At 73.8% G+C, this 14,120-nt stretch carries 14 protein-coding genes; 3 read left to right on the top strand and 11 right to left on the bottom strand.

Going from position 1 to position 14,120, the window contains the following annotated elements; translation table 11 throughout:
- The first annotated feature begins 46 nt into the window (after nucleotides 1-46).
- Nucleotides 47-694, top strand: coding sequence for a hypothetical protein (locus ACTWM8_RS11095; protein ID WP_154938380.1), 648 nt, complete (start codon nucleotides 47-49; stop codon nucleotides 692-694).
- 132 nt (nucleotides 695-826) lie between these two features.
- Here the strand turns inward: ACTWM8_RS11095 and ACTWM8_RS11090 are convergent, their stop codons facing one another.
- From ACTWM8_RS11090 to ACTWM8_RS11065, 6 genes are all read right to left on the bottom strand, one after another.
- Nucleotides 827-2,335 (bottom strand): MFS transporter, encoded by a 1,509-nt coding sequence (locus ACTWM8_RS11090; protein ID WP_446213741.1) that lies wholly within the window; start codon nucleotides 2,333-2,335, stop codon nucleotides 827-829.
- Nucleotides 2,332-4,116, bottom strand: a complete 1,785-nt coding sequence (locus tag ACTWM8_RS11085) for an IucA/IucC family protein (protein ID WP_446213740.1) — start codon at nucleotides 4,114-4,116, stop codon at nucleotides 2,332-2,334. Before ACTWM8_RS11085 ends, ACTWM8_RS11090 begins: the two co-directional genes overlap by 4 nt.
- On the bottom strand, nucleotides 4,113-4,682 hold the full coding sequence (locus ACTWM8_RS11080) for a GNAT family N-acetyltransferase (RefSeq protein ID WP_446213739.1): 570 nt from the start codon (nucleotides 4,680-4,682) through the stop codon (nucleotides 4,113-4,115). The genes ACTWM8_RS11085 and ACTWM8_RS11080 overlap by 4 nt, the downstream gene beginning before the upstream one ends.
- On the bottom strand, nucleotides 4,679-5,971 hold the full coding sequence (locus tag ACTWM8_RS11075; RefSeq protein WP_446213738.1) for a lysine N(6)-hydroxylase/L-ornithine N(5)-oxygenase family protein: 1,293 nt from the start codon (nucleotides 5,969-5,971) through the stop codon (nucleotides 4,679-4,681). Before ACTWM8_RS11075 ends, ACTWM8_RS11080 begins: the two co-directional genes overlap by 4 nt.
- A gap of 26 nt (nucleotides 5,972-5,997) precedes the next feature.
- Complete coding sequence (locus ACTWM8_RS11070) at nucleotides 5,998-7,557, bottom strand: pyridoxal phosphate-dependent decarboxylase family protein (RefSeq protein WP_446213737.1); 1,560 nt, start codon at nucleotides 7,555-7,557, stop codon at nucleotides 5,998-6,000.
- Between the two features lie 98 nt (nucleotides 7,558-7,655).
- Nucleotides 7,656-8,405 (bottom strand): hypothetical protein, encoded by a 750-nt coding sequence (locus ACTWM8_RS11065; RefSeq protein ID WP_446213736.1) that lies wholly within the window; start codon nucleotides 8,403-8,405, stop codon nucleotides 7,656-7,658.
- A gap of 60 nt (nucleotides 8,406-8,465) precedes the next feature.
- Between ACTWM8_RS11065 and ACTWM8_RS11060 the strand changes: the two genes are divergently transcribed.
- A complete protein-coding gene (locus tag ACTWM8_RS11060) occupies nucleotides 8,466-8,660 on the top strand; it encodes a hypothetical protein (RefSeq protein ID WP_446213735.1) in 195 nt (64 codons plus the stop codon).
- Nucleotides 8,661-8,880: 220 nt separating this feature from the next.
- On the opposite strand, the gene ACTWM8_RS11055 is transcribed toward ACTWM8_RS11060, so the two are convergent.
- Genes ACTWM8_RS11055 through ACTWM8_RS11040 form a run of 4 tightly spaced genes read right to left on the bottom strand, consistent with a single transcriptional unit; the run spans nucleotide 8,881 to nucleotide 12,993 of the window.
- Nucleotides 8,881-9,825, bottom strand: coding sequence for an ABC transporter substrate-binding protein (locus tag ACTWM8_RS11055; protein ID WP_446213734.1), 945 nt, complete (start codon nucleotides 9,823-9,825; stop codon nucleotides 8,881-8,883).
- On the bottom strand, nucleotides 9,825-10,781 hold the full coding sequence (locus ACTWM8_RS11050) for an ABC transporter ATP-binding protein (protein WP_446213733.1): 957 nt from the start codon (nucleotides 10,779-10,781) through the stop codon (nucleotides 9,825-9,827). The genes ACTWM8_RS11055 and ACTWM8_RS11050 overlap by 1 nt, the downstream gene beginning before the upstream one ends.
- A gap of 26 nt (nucleotides 10,782-10,807) precedes the next feature.
- Complete coding sequence (locus ACTWM8_RS11045; protein ID WP_446213732.1) at nucleotides 10,808-11,890, bottom strand: FecCD family ABC transporter permease; 1,083 nt, start codon at nucleotides 11,888-11,890, stop codon at nucleotides 10,808-10,810.
- 56 nt (nucleotides 11,891-11,946) lie between these two features.
- Nucleotides 11,947-12,993 (bottom strand): FecCD family ABC transporter permease, encoded by a 1,047-nt coding sequence (locus tag ACTWM8_RS11040; protein ID WP_446213731.1) that lies wholly within the window; start codon nucleotides 12,991-12,993, stop codon nucleotides 11,947-11,949.
- A gap of 136 nt (nucleotides 12,994-13,129) precedes the next feature.
- Here ACTWM8_RS11040 and ACTWM8_RS11035 point away from each other — a divergent pair, with 136 nt between their 5' ends.
- Nucleotides 13,130-13,489 carry a YciI family protein gene (locus ACTWM8_RS11035; RefSeq protein WP_446213730.1) on the top strand — a complete coding sequence of 120 codons (360 nt, stop codon included), beginning with the start codon at nucleotides 13,130-13,132 and terminating at the stop codon, nucleotides 13,487-13,489.
- Between the two features lie 61 nt (nucleotides 13,490-13,550).
- Here ACTWM8_RS11035 and ACTWM8_RS11030 read toward each other — a convergent pair whose 3' ends face one another.
- Complete coding sequence (locus tag ACTWM8_RS11030; protein ID WP_154938401.1) at nucleotides 13,551-14,024, bottom strand: cytidine deaminase family protein; 474 nt, start codon at nucleotides 14,022-14,024, stop codon at nucleotides 13,551-13,553.
- Between the last annotated feature and the right edge of the window lie 96 nt (nucleotides 14,025-14,120).

Raw genomic sequence — 14,120 nt, 5'->3', positions numbered from 1 at the left:
GATTAGAATGTATGTACTAATCGAGATCCTGACCTGGGAGGACGCCGTGACCGCGCCCACCTCCGCCGCCCCGCTCACCCCCTACGCCACGCTCCTCGGCTTCACCCGGTACGTCGACCGCACCGGGCCGACCAAGGCCACCTTCGTCGGTGGGCTGCGCAAGCAGCGGGCCAGCCGGCACGGGTTCAACCCGCACGGCCAGTTCGTCAAGGCCCTGAAGGCCGACATCGCCTTCCACACCGGCGGCACCCACCTCGCCGGCGTGGCCGACGTGGTCAAGCCGCGGTGGCGCCCGCTCTACCAGGCGCTCGTCCCCGGGGCGACGGCCTGGCTGGAGTCCCTCGGCGAGCCGGCCGGCATCGACCTGGCCCAGACCCGCGACGCGCTCGCCATGCTGGGCGACCTGCCCGTCAAGATCAACCCCCACTTCGGCGTCCGGTACGCCGACGGCCACGCCGAGGCCGTCCGGCTGCACTTCGACGAGGCCCCGCCGAGCGAGGAGGCGACGCTGGCCACGCTGCACCTGATGGCCCGGCACATGGACGCGGTGCTGCCGCACGCCGAGCCGGTCCTGGTCGACGTGCGGCGGGGCGAGGCCCACCGGATGCCCGACACGATCAAGCCCGAGCAGGTCGAGCAGTGGCTGGCCGGGGAGGCCGCCGCCTTCCGCGCCATCTGGTCCACCGCCGCCTGACCCGACCTCCCCGTCCGGGCCGATCACCGGTCCGGACGGGCTGTCGGCAACCCGGCCGGGCGGTCCCCGACCCGGCCGGGCCGTCACCGATCCGAACCGGCGGTCACCGAGGACCCGTGGCGGGCGCGGGAATCAGCCGGCGCGGTCGGCCCGGCGCAGCAGCCCGGCGGTGACGAGGCCGCCGACGAGGACGGCGACGGCGCCCACCGTCTGGCCGGTCTCCAGCGCCGCGCGGAAGGCGTCGGAGACGACCTGCCGTTCGGTCTCCGACCGGGCGGCGGCCACGGCGGCGGGGAGGGATCCCGCGCCGGCCAGGGCGGGCGGCAGCAGCGCGGCGAACCGGGCGTTCAGCACGGCGCCCAGCACGGCGATGCCCAGGCTGCCACCGACCTCGGTCATGGTGCCGTCCACCCCCGCGCCGACGCCGGCCTTGCGCGCCGGCACGGCGCTCATCACCGCCTCGACGATGGCCGGGTTGGCCAGCGCGCAGCCGGCGCCCATCAGCAGCAGCCCGCCGAGCAGCACGGGATAGCCGTCCCCCGGTGCGTGCGTGACGACCGTGAGGCCGCCGGCCAGCAGCGCCATCCCGACGGCGATCGCCACCGGCGACCCGAGCCGGCGGATGACCCGGGCGGCGACGCCGGCGAGGTTGAGCACGACGATGGAGAGCGCGAAGGGCACCATCCGCAGCCCCGCCTCCCACGCCGAATAGCCGCGCACGAACTGGAGGTGCTGGGTCAGCAGGAACAGTGCGCCGGTGGCGCCGAAGGTGATCAGGACGACCCCGGAGACCGCGCCGACGAACCGGCGTTCGGAGAACAGGCTCATGTCCAGCATCGGGGCCGGGATCCGCCGCTCCCACCCCGCGAAGAGCACCAGCAGGAGCACGCCGCCGCCGGCCGCGCCGAGCACCGCCGGCGCCGCCCAGCCATGCTCCGGGCCGGAGATGATCGCCCAGACCACCCCGGTCAGGCCGGCCGTGGAGAGCAGCACGCCGAGCAGGTCGAGGCGGCCGTCCACCGGGTCGCGGGACTCCGGCACCAGTGCCCCGGCGGCCAGCAGGCAGAGCAGCACAATCGGGACGTTGACCAGGAAGATCGCGTTCCACGGCAGGTGTGCGAGGATGGCGCCGCCGATCGGCGGCCCGGCCGCGAAGCCCAGCGCGCTGGTGGCCGCCCAGAGACCGATCGCCCGGGGCCGCTCGGCCGCGTCGAAGATCTGCATGGCGACCGCGAGGGTGGCGGTGACCAGGAGGGCGCCGCCGATCCCCATACCGGCCCGGGCGGCGATGAGCTGACCGCTGGTCCCGGCGAGCCCGGCGGCCAGCGAGCCGGCGCCGAACAGGACCAGCCCGGCGAGCAGCATCCGCCGCCGCCCGTACCGGTCGGCCGCGCTGCCGGCGGTGAGCAGCAGGCCGCACTGCACCAGCGCGTACGCGTTGATCATCCATTGGACGTCGGCGGTGGTGGCGTCCAGTTCGCCGGTGAGCACCGGGATCGCCACGGTCAGCACGGTGTTGTCGAGGACCACGGCGACCTGGGCCAGGCAGAGCACGGCCAGGATCAGCCAGCGGTGCCGGACCGGGCCGGCCAACCGGGTGACCGCCCGACTGCCGTCGCGCACCGCGCCGGGGGCGCTCATCGCGGCGGGGCGAAGCGGGCGAGCGGGTTGGCCAGGGTGCCGACGAACTGCAGAGCGGCCGACGGGTCGGCGAGGTCGACCATCTGCCGGTTGTTGCGCAGTTGCAGCCGGTTCAGGCAGGACAGCGGGAACTCGGCGGCGAAGAGGTCGTGCCGGCGCAGCCGGTCGGCCAGGTGCGGGACGCTGCGCTGGTAGTCGGCGGCGCACTCGGCCACCGTGCGCCAGAACTCGTCCTCGGCCAGGACGCCCTCGGTGACCAGGATGGCGTTGAGGTGGCGCAGGAAGCAGTCGAACACGTCGGTGAAGATCGACAGGATCTTCTCCTCGTCGGGGACGGCGACCCGGATGCGTCGCACCGCCGGTGGCAGGTCGGCCTCGGGGTCCATCACCGCGATCTCCTCGGCGATGTCCTTGAAGATCACCCGCTCCACCGCGCCGTCGTGCAGCACCAGGATCACGTTCTCCCCGTGCGGCATGAAGGCCAGATCGTGGGCGTAGAGGCTGTGCAGCAGGGGGACCAGGTAGGCGTCGAGGTAACGGCGCAGCCAGACCGTCGGCGCCAGCCCCGACTCCGCGACCAGCGCGCCGGCGAGCGAGCGGCCGCCCCGGTCGACGTGCAGCAGGGATGCCATGGTCGCCAGCCGGCGGCCCGGCTCCAGCCCGGCGACCGGACTCTCCCGCCAGAGCGCGGCCAGCATCTTCCGGTACGGGGAGTACCGGTCGGTCGCCGCCTCGTACTGCCGGTGGCGGTAGCCGATCGCGGCGCGCTCCCGGATGATCGTCAGCCGGCTGCGCCGGAACACGGGGTCGGTGGCGACGAGGTCGGCCAGCCAGTCGTTGATCGCCGGGGTGTGCTCCATGTACGCGGCGGACAGCCCGCGCATGAAGCCCATGTTGAGCACCGACAGGGCGGTCTTGACGTAGTGCCGCTCGGGGTGGGTGACGTTGAAGAAGGTGCGGATGGACTGCTGGGCGAGGTACTCGTCGGGGCCCTCGCCGAGGCAGACCAGCTGGCGTCGGGCCACCTCGCCGGCGAAGGTGACGGAGAGCTTGTTCCACCACTGCCACGGATGCACCGGGAGGAGCAGGTAGTCGGCCGCGTCCAGTCCCAGCCCGGCGAGGGTACGGGCGAAGCCGGCGAGCGTGTCGTCGCCGAGTTCGGCGCGGACCAGGGTGTCGTAGTCCAGGTCGGCGGCGCAGCTGAAGGTGGTGTGGTCGCGGTGTGCGGCCAGCCAGATCAGCCGGACCGGCCGGGCGGCCTCCGGGGCGTACCGGTGGTACTCGTGCACCCCGAACCCGATCCGGCCGTTGTTGGCCACGAAGCAGGGGTGCCCCTCGGTCATCTGCGTCTCGACGTCCTGGAAGTCCGCCCGGGCCAGCTTGGTGGCGTCCACCGCCGGCTTGCCGAGCTTGTACGCGGTGCCGGCCAGCGTCGAGGTGATCTCCTCGAGGTAGACCGGCAGGATCTCGTCGGTGAGGCCGAGCGCCCCGCGCAGGTCGAGGCAGAGGTCGACGGCGTCCAGCGGCAGCTCCCGGCCGTCGGAGTGCCGGCTGATGCTGGCCGCGTCGACCTGCCAGTGCCGCAGGGCGAGCAGCCGGGCGGTGAACCGGTACTCGACGGTGCCGTCGTCGCCGCGGACCCGGTAGCGGTCCGCGCCCAGCGGCTCGGGGGTGATCAGTCGTTCGTGGGCGAACTCCGCGAGGGCCTTGCGGACCAGCAGCCGGTTGGCCTCGGCCCAGTGCCCCGGGGTCAGGTGGTCCACGGATGCGAGCGGGTTCACGCGGGCAGGTCTCCTCGGGTGGCGGCCAGGAACGTGTCACGGGTGCAGACGCTGAGCAGGGCGTCCTTCTCGGGCTTGCGGATCGGGCCGACGACGGTGAAGCCCACGGCGGCGTTGAGCGCGTGCACGGCGTGGTTGCGCACGTCCGGTTCGACGACGACGCGGCGGACGGCCGGGTCGGCGAAGAGCCACGCCATGACCGTGGTGATCACGGCGCGGGTGAAGCCGTGCACGGGGGTGTCTGCGGGCGCGCAGAGGAAGTGCATGCCGACGTCGCCCTCGGCGGCGTCGTGCAGGCCGACGAGTTCGACGTGGGCCGGGTCGTACCGCTCGGCGAGGAACGCCGGCCGGCCGCGCCACGAGCCGAGGTACGCGTCGTGGTGCGGGTGCGCGGCGATCCGCCGGTACTCCTGCGCCACCCGTGCCACCCCGGCGTCCTGCATCAGCCAGAACGCGGCCTTGGGGTGGGTGACCCAGCCGTGCAGCAGCGCGGCGTCGCCGTCCGGATCGAGGGTACGCAGGGCGAACTCGCCGAGCCGGTCGTCGACCCGCCGGAACATCGTCATGCGGTCACCGCCACCGGCGCGCCGAACTCCTGGAAGGCGATGCGCTGCTCGATCGGGTAGTGCTCGCGCCCGATCAGCTCCCGGATGATCCAGGAGTTGCGGTACGCGCCCATGCCGAGATCCGGCGAGGTGATGCTGTGCGCCTGGGTGCCGGCATTCTGCAGGAAGACGCCCCGGCCGGTGTGGTCGACGGAGTAGTTGCGGGCGACGTCGAACCGGCCGTGCGAGTCCCAGCGGAGCCGGTCGCGGATCGGCTCCAGGAAGTCGGGCACCCGGTAGTGGTAGCCGGTGGCCAGCACCAGCCCCTCGGTGGTGAGGGTGAAGTCGCGACACTGCTCGACATTGCGCAGGCCGAGCGTGTACCTCCCGCTCGCCGGGTCGTGGGTGGCGGTGCTCAGCGCGGTGTTGGTCATCAGCCGGGTGGGCACCGGGCCGGCCACGCTGCGGGCGTAGAGCAGGTCGAAGATGTCGTTGACCAGGTCGGCGTTGATGCCCTTGAACAGGCCCTTCTGCTCGGCCTCCAGCCGGTACCGGGTCGCCTCGGGCAGGGCGTGGAAGTAGTCCACGTAGTCCGGCGAGGTCATCTCCAGGGTGAGCTTGGTGTACTCCAGCGGGAAGAACCGGGGCGAGCGGGTGACCCAGTTGAGCTGGTAGCCGTGGGTGCCGATGTCGGAGAGCAGATCGTGGTAGATCTCGGCCGCGCTCTGCCCGCTGCCGACCACGGTGACGCTGCGCTTGGCCCGCAGCGCCGCCCGGTTCTCCAGGTACCGCGAGTTGTGGATCACGTCGCCGCCGAGGTCCCGGCAGGCGTCGGGCACGTGGGGCGGGGTGCCGGTGCCCAGCACCAGGTGCCGGGCCCGGTGGGTGACCCGCTGGCCGGCCGCCGTGGCGTGCACGACGTACCGCTCGTCGGCCGGGTCGTACTCGATCGAGGTGACCTCGTGGCCGAACCGGACGTTGGACAGCTTCGCCGCCGCCCACCGGCAGTAGTCGTTGTACTCGCTGCGCAGCGGGAAGAAGCTCTCCCGAATGTAGAACGGGTACAGCCGCCCGGACTCCTTCAGGTAGTTCAGGAACGAGTAGGGCGAGGTGGGGTCGGCCAGGGTGACCAGGTCGGCGAGGAACGGCGTCTGGAGGCGGGTGGACTCCAGCAGCATGCCGGGATGCCAGTTGAAGTCGTCGCGGGCCTCGAGGAAGAGGCCGTCGAGGTCACCGATCGGCGCGGTCAGGCAGGCCAGGCCCAGGTTGTACGGGCCCAGCCCGACGGCGATGAAGTCGTGGGTCGACATGGGTTTCTCCAGGGCGGGACGGCCGGTCAGCGGATGGGGCAGGACAGCTCACCGGCCGCGCGGGTACGCACGTACCAGCCGGCGTGTTCGGCGATCAGGTCGAGGACGTGGGCGATGTCGTCCACGGTGGTCTCGGGGTTGAGCAGGGTGAACTTCAGGTGGTGCGCGCCGTCCACGGTGGTTCCCGCGACGAGGGCGGCGCCGGAGGCGGCCAGCGCCTCGCGGGCGTACAGGTTGGCCTCGTCGACGAGTGCCCGGCCGGGACCGGTGGGCAGGTAGCGGAAGACCACGGTGCTGAGCTGGGACCGGGTCACCACCTCGAAGCGGGGGTCCTCGGTGAGCAGTTGCCAGGCGGCGGCGGCCCGGTCGATCACCTCGTCGAAGAGCGCCCCGACCGCGTCCGGGCCCATGATGCGCAGGGTGAGCCAGAGCTTCAGGGCGTCGAAGCGGCGGGTGGTCTGGATGCTCTTGTCGACCTGGTTGGGGATGTGCTGCTCGACTGCCCGGGCCGGGTTGAGGTAGTCGGCGTGCCAGGTGGCGTGCCGCAGCACCCGGCGGTCGCGCACCAGCAGCGCGCTGGAGCTGACCGGCTGGAAGAACGACTTGTGGTAGTCCACGGTCACCGAGTCGGCCCGCTCGATGCCGTCGAGCAGGTGCCGCCGGGTCGGCGAGACCAGCAGCCCGCAGCCGTACGCGGCGTCGACGTGCAGCCACACGCCGGCCGCCGCGCAGACGTCGGCGATCTGCGGCAGCGGGTCGATGGTGCCGAAGTCGGTGGTGCCGGCGGTCGCCACCACGGCCATCACCCGCAGCCCCTCCCGACGGCACCGGTCGATCTCCCGGGCCAGTTCGTCGGTGCGCATCCGGCGCTCGGCGTCGGTGCGGACGGTGACCACCGCGTCGGCGTCGAGGCCGAGCAGCTTCGCCGCCTTCTGCACGCTGAAGTGGCCGGCCGCCGAGGTGAGGATCCGCAGCCGGGACAGCGCCTCCGGACGGGACGGCCGGGTGCCGCCCGAGGTTGCCGCCCAGCCGACCGCCTCCTCCCGGGCCAGCAGCATCGCCTGCAGGTTCGACTGCGTGCCGCCGCTGGTGAACACCCCGTCCGCGGCCGGGCCGAGCCCGACCCGGTCGACCGTCCAGTCGATCAGGCGGCGCTCGATCAGCGTGCCGCCGGCGCTCTGGTCCCAGGTGTCCAGGGAGGAGTTGACCGCGCTCAGCACCGCTTCGCCGAGCAGCGCCGGGATCACCACCGGGCAGTTCAGGTGCGCCAGGTAGCGCGGGTGGTGGAAGTACACCGCGTCGCGCAGGTAGACGTCCTGGAGCTCGTCGAGCGCCGCCCCGGTGTCGCCGAGCGGCCGGTCCAGGTCGATGCCGGCGATCCGGGGCGCGAGGTCCTGCGGAGTGACGCCGGTGAAGGGCCGGTCGGCGGCGGCGACCCGGTCGGCCACCCGGTCGATGCCGTCGGCCAGCACCCGCCGGTAGTCCGCGACGGTGCCGGCGGTGAACAGGTGGGCCCGGTCGGCGGCCACCGAGCCGGGGACGACTCCGGTCGGGAGGGCCTGAACGGTTGCTCCGGGCAGACTCATGGCAGTCCTCAATGGTCGAAAGTGGACACGGCGGGCGGACGGGCAACGGCGCGGCATCCGCCAGCGGTCCCGAGTTGATCGAGTGAAGTTAGGTTACCCTAACCTAAGTTCGAGTCAACGCCGCACCGGTTCGGCGTGGCGCGGCTCGGCGATCGGCGTCTCATCCCCGGCGTCGACGCGGATGCGGGTGCGAACCGGCGCTGGTGGGCGACGCCCACCGCGACGCCCAGCACCACCAGGACCATGCAGGCCGCCGCGACGGCGGGATAGCCCGCCCGATCGGCGGCGGCCAGCCCGACCGAGGCCGCCACGAACGAGCAGACCAGCCCGAACGAGGACAGGACGGTGAAGTCGGTGCCGCCCGTACCGGGCCGGGAGTAGTCCATGTTGACCGTGTAGAGCACCACGTTGGCCACCGTGTACGCGGCCATGAAGCAGCACAGCGCGGCCACCGTTCCGCCCACCGGCGCCCGCCCGGTCAGCAGCGGCAGCAGCAGCGCCGTGGAGACCGCGAGGGACACCCCCGCGACGACGAGGACCGCGCCGCGACCGAACCGGCCCACGCCGGCCCCGGCGAGCAGCCCGGCCACGACGGCGGGAGCGCTGGTCACCACGCCGGTCACCACCCCGATCCGCCCGAGGGACCAGCCGGCGTCCACCAGCGCCGGCGTGACCAGCGCGTACGCCGCGCCGGCGCCGGTGTAGACCAACGGCACGACCCCGAACGTCCACCACCGACATCCGGGCTGGGCGAACACCGACAGCAGCGCCCGGTACGCCTGCGCGGCGGAGCCCACCCGGTCGGCCCGGTCCGGCTCCCGGAACCGCCACACCACCAGCAGCCCCACGTCATCGAACGGGTCGGCCGCTTCGTCGCCCGGGTCGACCTGGCGTGGCCCGAGTTGAAGGTGGCCAACGAGTACGACGGGCTCTGGCACCACGACCCGGACCAGTTCCACCGCGACCGCCAGCGTCTCAACAGGATGCTGGGCGACGACTGGATCGTCCTGCACGTCACCAGCAAGCGGATGCGCGAGGACTTCGACACCTTCCTCACCGAGGTCCGCACCGCCCTGACCTCCCGCACCCGCCCCCGCGCCTAGCCGCACCCCCGCCCGGCCCTGCCCTCCCGCACCCGCGCATACCCCGCCGCACGCCCCGCCCCGCGACGGATGCGCACGCACCCACGCCCCCACCCCGCCAACACCGAGCCCTCATACAGAGAAAGAGTGGCTATTCCGCGTGGAATAGCCACTCTTTCTCTGAAAGTGCGCGCCGAGGAGGGCGCGGGGTGGGCGCGCCGAGGAGGGCGCGCGCGAGGGGTCAGGCGGTGAGGTACTTGGCGAGGTCGTCGAGGATCTTGTTGGCGGCGCCGACGCCGATACCGGTCATCCAGATCTCGTCGGAGACGACGTGCGCCTTGCCGGTCTTGACCGCGGAGAGGCCCTGCCAGAGCGTGCCGCCGGTGACCTTGGCCTGCTCGGCGGCGGCCTTCTCGCCGTACGCGGTCACGAAGATGACGTCACCGTCGACCTCGTTGATCCGCTCGGGGCTGACCCGGTCCATCCGCTTGTCCTCCTTGCCGGCGAGCAGCTGCCGCTCGGGGCGGCCGAGGCCGGTGTCACCGATCACGATGCCGGAGAACGAAGCCGGCCCGTACACGCGGATCTCGGTCGGCATGAACCGGACGATGGAGATCTTGCGGGCGGCGGCGTCGCCGAGCTTCGCGCCGAAGTCCTTCGCCCGCTTCTCGTAGGTGGCGAGCAGGTCGCGGGCCTGCTGCTCCTTGCCGAGCGCCTTGCCGTCGAGGAGCAGGTTCTCCTTCCAGGTGATGCCGACCTTCTCGGTGAAGACGGTGGGCGCGATGGCGCTCAGCTCGTCGTAGAACTTCTCCTGGCGGAACTTGCTGCCCAGGATGAGGTCCGGCTTCAGCGCGGTGATCGCCTCCAGGTCGGGCTCGGTGAGCACCCCGACCTCCTTGATGCCGGCGAGCTTCTCCTCGCCGAAGTAGGTCGGCCAGCTCTTCGCCTCACCGGCGGTGGCGGCGCCGACCGGCGTGACGCCGAGCGACAGCGCGGTGTCGATCTTGTCGGTGTCGAGGACCACCACGCGCTTCGGCTCGGCCGGGACCTTGGTGCTGCCCATGGCGTGGGTGATCTCCCGGGTCTCCCCGGTGGCGGTGCCGGCGACCGGGTCGCTCTCCCCGCAGGCGGTGAGGCCCACGCCGAGGGCGAGGGCCGCGGTGAGGGTGGCGGCGAGACGACGCATCAGAGTCCTTTCGAGGGGTACGGGCCGACGCGCGGGGTGTCCGCGTCGTCGACGGAGGTGCGGGCCGCCGGAGCGGTCGGGCCCACGGGATTCGAGCCGGCCGGGCCGGCAACGGAGGGCGTGCCGGCGGCCGGGGCCGGATCGGCGGGGACCGGGGCGCCGGGCAGCGGGGCCAGCGACGGGCTGGTGAGACCGGGCACCACCAGCGGAGCGCCGGTGACCGGGCAGGGCACCACCACGCAGTCGAGCCCGAAGACGTCCCGGACCAGCTCCGCGGTGAGGATCTCCCGCGGCGGCCCGGCCGCGACCACGGACCCGGCCCGCATCGCCACGAGGTGGTCGGCGTAGCGGGCGGCCTGGTTGAGGTCGTGCAGCACGGCGACCACGGTGCGGCCCCGCTCGGCGCGCAGCCGGTGCAGCAGGTCCAGCACCTCGACCTGGTGGGCCAGGTCGAGGAAGGTGGTCGGCTCGTCGAGCAGCAGCGCCTCGGTGTCCTGGGCGAGGGTCATCGCGATCCAGACCCGCTGCCGCTGGCCGCCGGAGAGGGTGTCCACCGGCCGGTCGGCCAGCCCGGCGACATCGGCGAGCGCCATCGCCCGGTCCACCGCGACGGCGTCCTGCTCCGACCATTGCCGCCACCACCGCTGGTAGGGCTGCCGGCCCCGCCCGACCAGGTCGGCCACGGTGACGCCCTCCGGCACCAGCGGGCTCTGCGGCAGCACGCCCAGCCGCCGGGCCACCTCCCGGGTGGGCAGGTCGCGGATGGCGGTGCCGTCCAGCAGCACGGCGCCCCGGCGGGGCGTGAGCAGCCGGGCCATGGTGCGCAGCAGGGTGGACTTGCCGCACGCGTTCGGCCCGACGATGACGGTGAACGCGTCGGCGGGCAGCTCCAGGTCGAGCCCGTCCAGCACGGTCCGTTCGTCGTAACCGGCGACCAGGTCGCGGGTGGAGAGCATCGCGCCTCCTGTGCCAGGGGTGGACGTCACGACGACCGCCGACGGCCGCGGACCAGCAGGAACATCAGGTACGGCCCGCCGATCGCGGCGGTGAGCACGCCCGCCGGCAGTTGGGTGGGGGCGAACAGCCGCCGGCCGGCGAGGTCGGCCAGCACCAGCAGCAGCGCGCCGAGCAGCGCGGCGCACACCATCGGCGGCCGCTCGGCCCGGACCAGCCGGCGGGCCACCTGCGGGGCGACCAGGGCGACGAAGTCGACCGCGCCGACCTGGGCGGTGACGGTGGCCGCGACGACGACGCCGGTGGCGGCCAGGCCGATCCGGCGGGCCACCGGCCGCAGCCCGATCCCCCGGGCGGTGTCGTCGTCCAGGGCGGAGCCGTTGAGCGCCCAGCCGGCCCAGGCCAGCACCGGCAGCAGCACGGCCAGGGTGAGCGCGATCCAGACCGTCTCGGTCCAGCCCTTGCCGGCGAGGGTGCCGATCAGCCAGATCTGCGCCCGGAGCCCGTCGATCGGGTCGGCGGAGAGCATGACCACCTCGGTCAGCGCCCGCAGGGCGAACGCGACGGCGACGCCGGCCAGCACGAACCGCTGCGCGGCCAGCCCGTGCCGGGCGCCGAGCGCGAGCAGCAGGACCGCGGCGGCCAGCCCGCCGACCAGGGCCGCCGGGGCGACCAGCACGGCCGCCGCACCGGTGGTGATCGCGACGGTGGCGGCCAGGCCGGCGCCCTGGGTGATGCCGATGACGTCGGGGCTGGCCAGGGGATTGCGGGCCACGCTCTGGATCAGCGTGCCGGCGATCCCGAAGGCCGCGCCGGCCGTCGCGGCGAGCACGAGCCGGGGCAGCCGCAGGTCGAGCACGACCAGGTCGTACGGGGTGCCGGCGCCGGAGAGCGCGCGGAGCACGTCGGCCGGCGCGACGTACGGGGTGCCGAGGCTGAGGCTGAGCAGCGCGGCGAGGGCGAGCAGCACGGTCGAGGCGAGCGCGACGAGCACCGCGCGGCGGCGAACCTGGAGGCTGACCGGCCCGACCCGCACCAGCGACCGCCCGGGCAGCCCGGCCAGGCCGGTCGGGGCGGCGGCCGGGGCGACGGTCAGGTCAGGAGCGCTCACGGTGCCAGCCTCAGTTCGCGACTGCGGCGCTCGCAAACCCGGCTCACTCCTCGCGCTCACGCGGTCACCACCTTGGCGCGGCGGACCAGGTACGCCAGCAGCGGCGCGCCGATCAACGCGGTGATGATCCCGGCCGGCACCTCACCGGGCGGGGCGATCAGTCGGCCGACGATGTCGGCGCCGAGCAGCAGAGTCGGGCCGAGCAGGGCGGAGACGCCCAGGGTCCAGCGGTGGTCGGCACCGACCAGGGCGCGGGCCAGGTGCGGCACGGCGAGCCCGACGAAGGCGATCGGCCCGGCCGAGGCGACCGCGGCGCCGGTGAGCAGCACGGCGGCCGCGCCGCCGCCGAGGCGTACCAGGCCGATCCGGTGGCCCAGGCCACGGGCGACGTCGTCGCCGAGGGCGAGCGCGTCGAGGCCCCGGGCGACCACCGCGGCCAGGGCCAGCCCGGCCAGGACGAACGGCAGCACCTGGGCGGCGACGCCGAGATCCCGCCCGGTCAGCCCGCCGACGACCCAGAACCGGTACTCCTCGAAGGTGCGCGCGTCGATGCTGAGCAGCGCGTACACCACGGAGGCGAGGCTGGCGTCGAGGGCCGCGCCGATCAGCGCGAGGGTGACCGGGCTGGCGCCCTCGCGGGTCCGGTTGGCGACGGCGAAGACCAGCAGGCCGGCGCCGAGCGCGCCGGCGATGCCGAACCAGACGTACCCGGCGAGGCTGCCGACGCCGAGGACGGCGATGGCCAGCACGACGCCGAAGGAGGCGCCCGCGCTGATGCCGAGGATCCGCGGCTCGGCGAGCGGGTTGCGGGTGAGTGCCTGGAAGAGCACCCCGGCGACCGCGAGGGCGAGGCCGACGACCAGGCCCAGGGCGGTACGCGGCATCCGCAGCTCGCGCACGATGGTGCTCGCCGTTCCCCTGTCCGGGGCGACCACGGCGTCCCAGACCTGGCCGACGCCCAGCGGCCGGCTGCCGAGCGCGAGGCTGGCCAGGACGGCCAGGAGCAGCGCCAGCGCGGCCGCGACGGCGACGGCGGTGCGGCGGCCCCGCTGTCCGCCGGTGCGGCGGGGGGCGCCGACCGGACGTGCGGCGAGGGTGGTCACGATGCTCCCGAGCTGGAACTAAGGTACGCCTTACCTTAGCCGAGACGTGGAGGGTGTCCTAACCGAGCGTCGTCGATAAGCCGCCGACCCGGGCACACCGGAACCAACCGGGGAAAATCCCCCCTACCCTGGGTCCATGCGATTCGACCAGCACACCCTCGTCCTCTTCAGCCGCCCGGCGGACGCGCCGGAGCTGCCCCGGGACGCGGCGGATCTGCTGCACGACACCCACCTGGCCCACCAGGCGGGGCTGGTGGAGCAGGGACTCGTGCTCGCCGCCGGCCCGTTCGTGGACCCGGACGACCCGACCCTGCGCGGTCTCGCGGTGCTGCCGATCGGCCCGGACGAGGCCCGCGAGCTGTACGCCAACGACCCGGCGGTGCGCGCCGGCCAACTCGTGGTGCGGGTGGCGAGCTGGCTGGTGCCGGAGGGCAACGTGCGCTACGAGAACGTCGGCGTGCCCCGCTCAATGCTGGAGGCCGCCGCCGGCGACTGACCCGCCGCCGCAGAGGGCCGAGGCACCGCCGGGAAGCAGGCCGGTGCCGGCGAGCGGGGGGTCAGTCCTCGGAGGCCGGCCGGCTGCTCGGCACGGTGGGCATCGGCCACTGCCCGGTGCGCACCGCCATCGGCGCGTCGAGCTGGTGGTCGCCCCAGACGTACGTCTCGGGCAGCAGGTCGGCGACGGGCACCGGGCGCAGCGCGTCCATCGGCCCGACGATCACCTTGATCGACGGGAAGTAGTCCAGCAGCACCTGGCGGCACCGCCCGCAGGGCGGGATGACGCCCCGCCCCCGGTCGCCCACCGCGACGATGGCCTCCAGCTCGCCGGCCCCCTGGGTGGCGGCGGCGCCGATCGCGACCACCTCGGCGCACGGGCCACCGGTGAAGTGGTAGACGTTGACGCCGGTGAAGACCCGGCCGTCGGCGGTCCGGGCCGCGGCGGCGACGGTGTGGTTGTCGCTGCGGCAGCGCAGCTTGGCGACCGCGGTCGCCGCCTGCACCAGCGCGCGGTCGGTGTCCAGCATCGTCATGTCGCCGCCCCCGGATCGGTGTCGCTCGGCGGAAACTCTAACCTGGCCGGCCCGCCGCCCCGGGCAGCGACGCCGACGGGGTGCGGCGGGGGGCCG

This window comes from Micromonospora sp. IBSANI012 (assembly GCF_052814045.1).
The sequence above is the reverse complement of the archived record's forward strand: the minus strand, read 5'-3'. Positions and strand labels throughout refer to the sequence as shown.

What these genes read in the sequence shown, in the direction of transcription:
- ACTWM8_RS11035 (WP_446213730.1), top strand. Translation starts at nt 13,130, where the DNA reads ATGCGATTCGACCAGCACACCCTCGTCCTCTTCAGCCGCCCGGCGGAC.
- ACTWM8_RS11070 (WP_446213737.1), bottom strand. Translation starts at nt 7,557, where the DNA reads ATGAGTCTGCCCGGAGCAACCGTTCAGGCCCTCCCGACCGGAGTCGTC.
- ACTWM8_RS11090 (WP_446213741.1), bottom strand. Translation starts at nt 2,335, where the DNA reads ATGAGCGCCCCCGGCGCGGTGCGCGACGGCAGTCGGGCGGTCACCCGG.
- ACTWM8_RS11050 (WP_446213733.1), bottom strand. Translation starts at nt 10,781, where the DNA reads ATGCTCTCCACCCGCGACCTGGTCGCCGGTTACGACGAACGGACCGTG.
- ACTWM8_RS11080 (WP_446213739.1), bottom strand. Translation starts at nt 4,682, where the DNA reads ATGACGATGTTCCGGCGGGTCGACGACCGGCTCGGCGAGTTCGCCCTG.
- ACTWM8_RS11030 (WP_154938401.1), bottom strand. Translation starts at nt 14,024, where the DNA reads ATGACGATGCTGGACACCGACCGCGCGCTGGTGCAGGCGGCGACCGCG.
- ACTWM8_RS11055 (WP_446213734.1), bottom strand. Translation starts at nt 9,825, where the DNA reads ATGCGTCGTCTCGCCGCCACCCTCACCGCGGCCCTCGCCCTCGGCGTG.
- ACTWM8_RS11075 (WP_446213738.1), bottom strand. Translation starts at nt 5,971, where the DNA reads ATGTCGACCCACGACTTCATCGCCGTCGGGCTGGGCCCGTACAACCTG.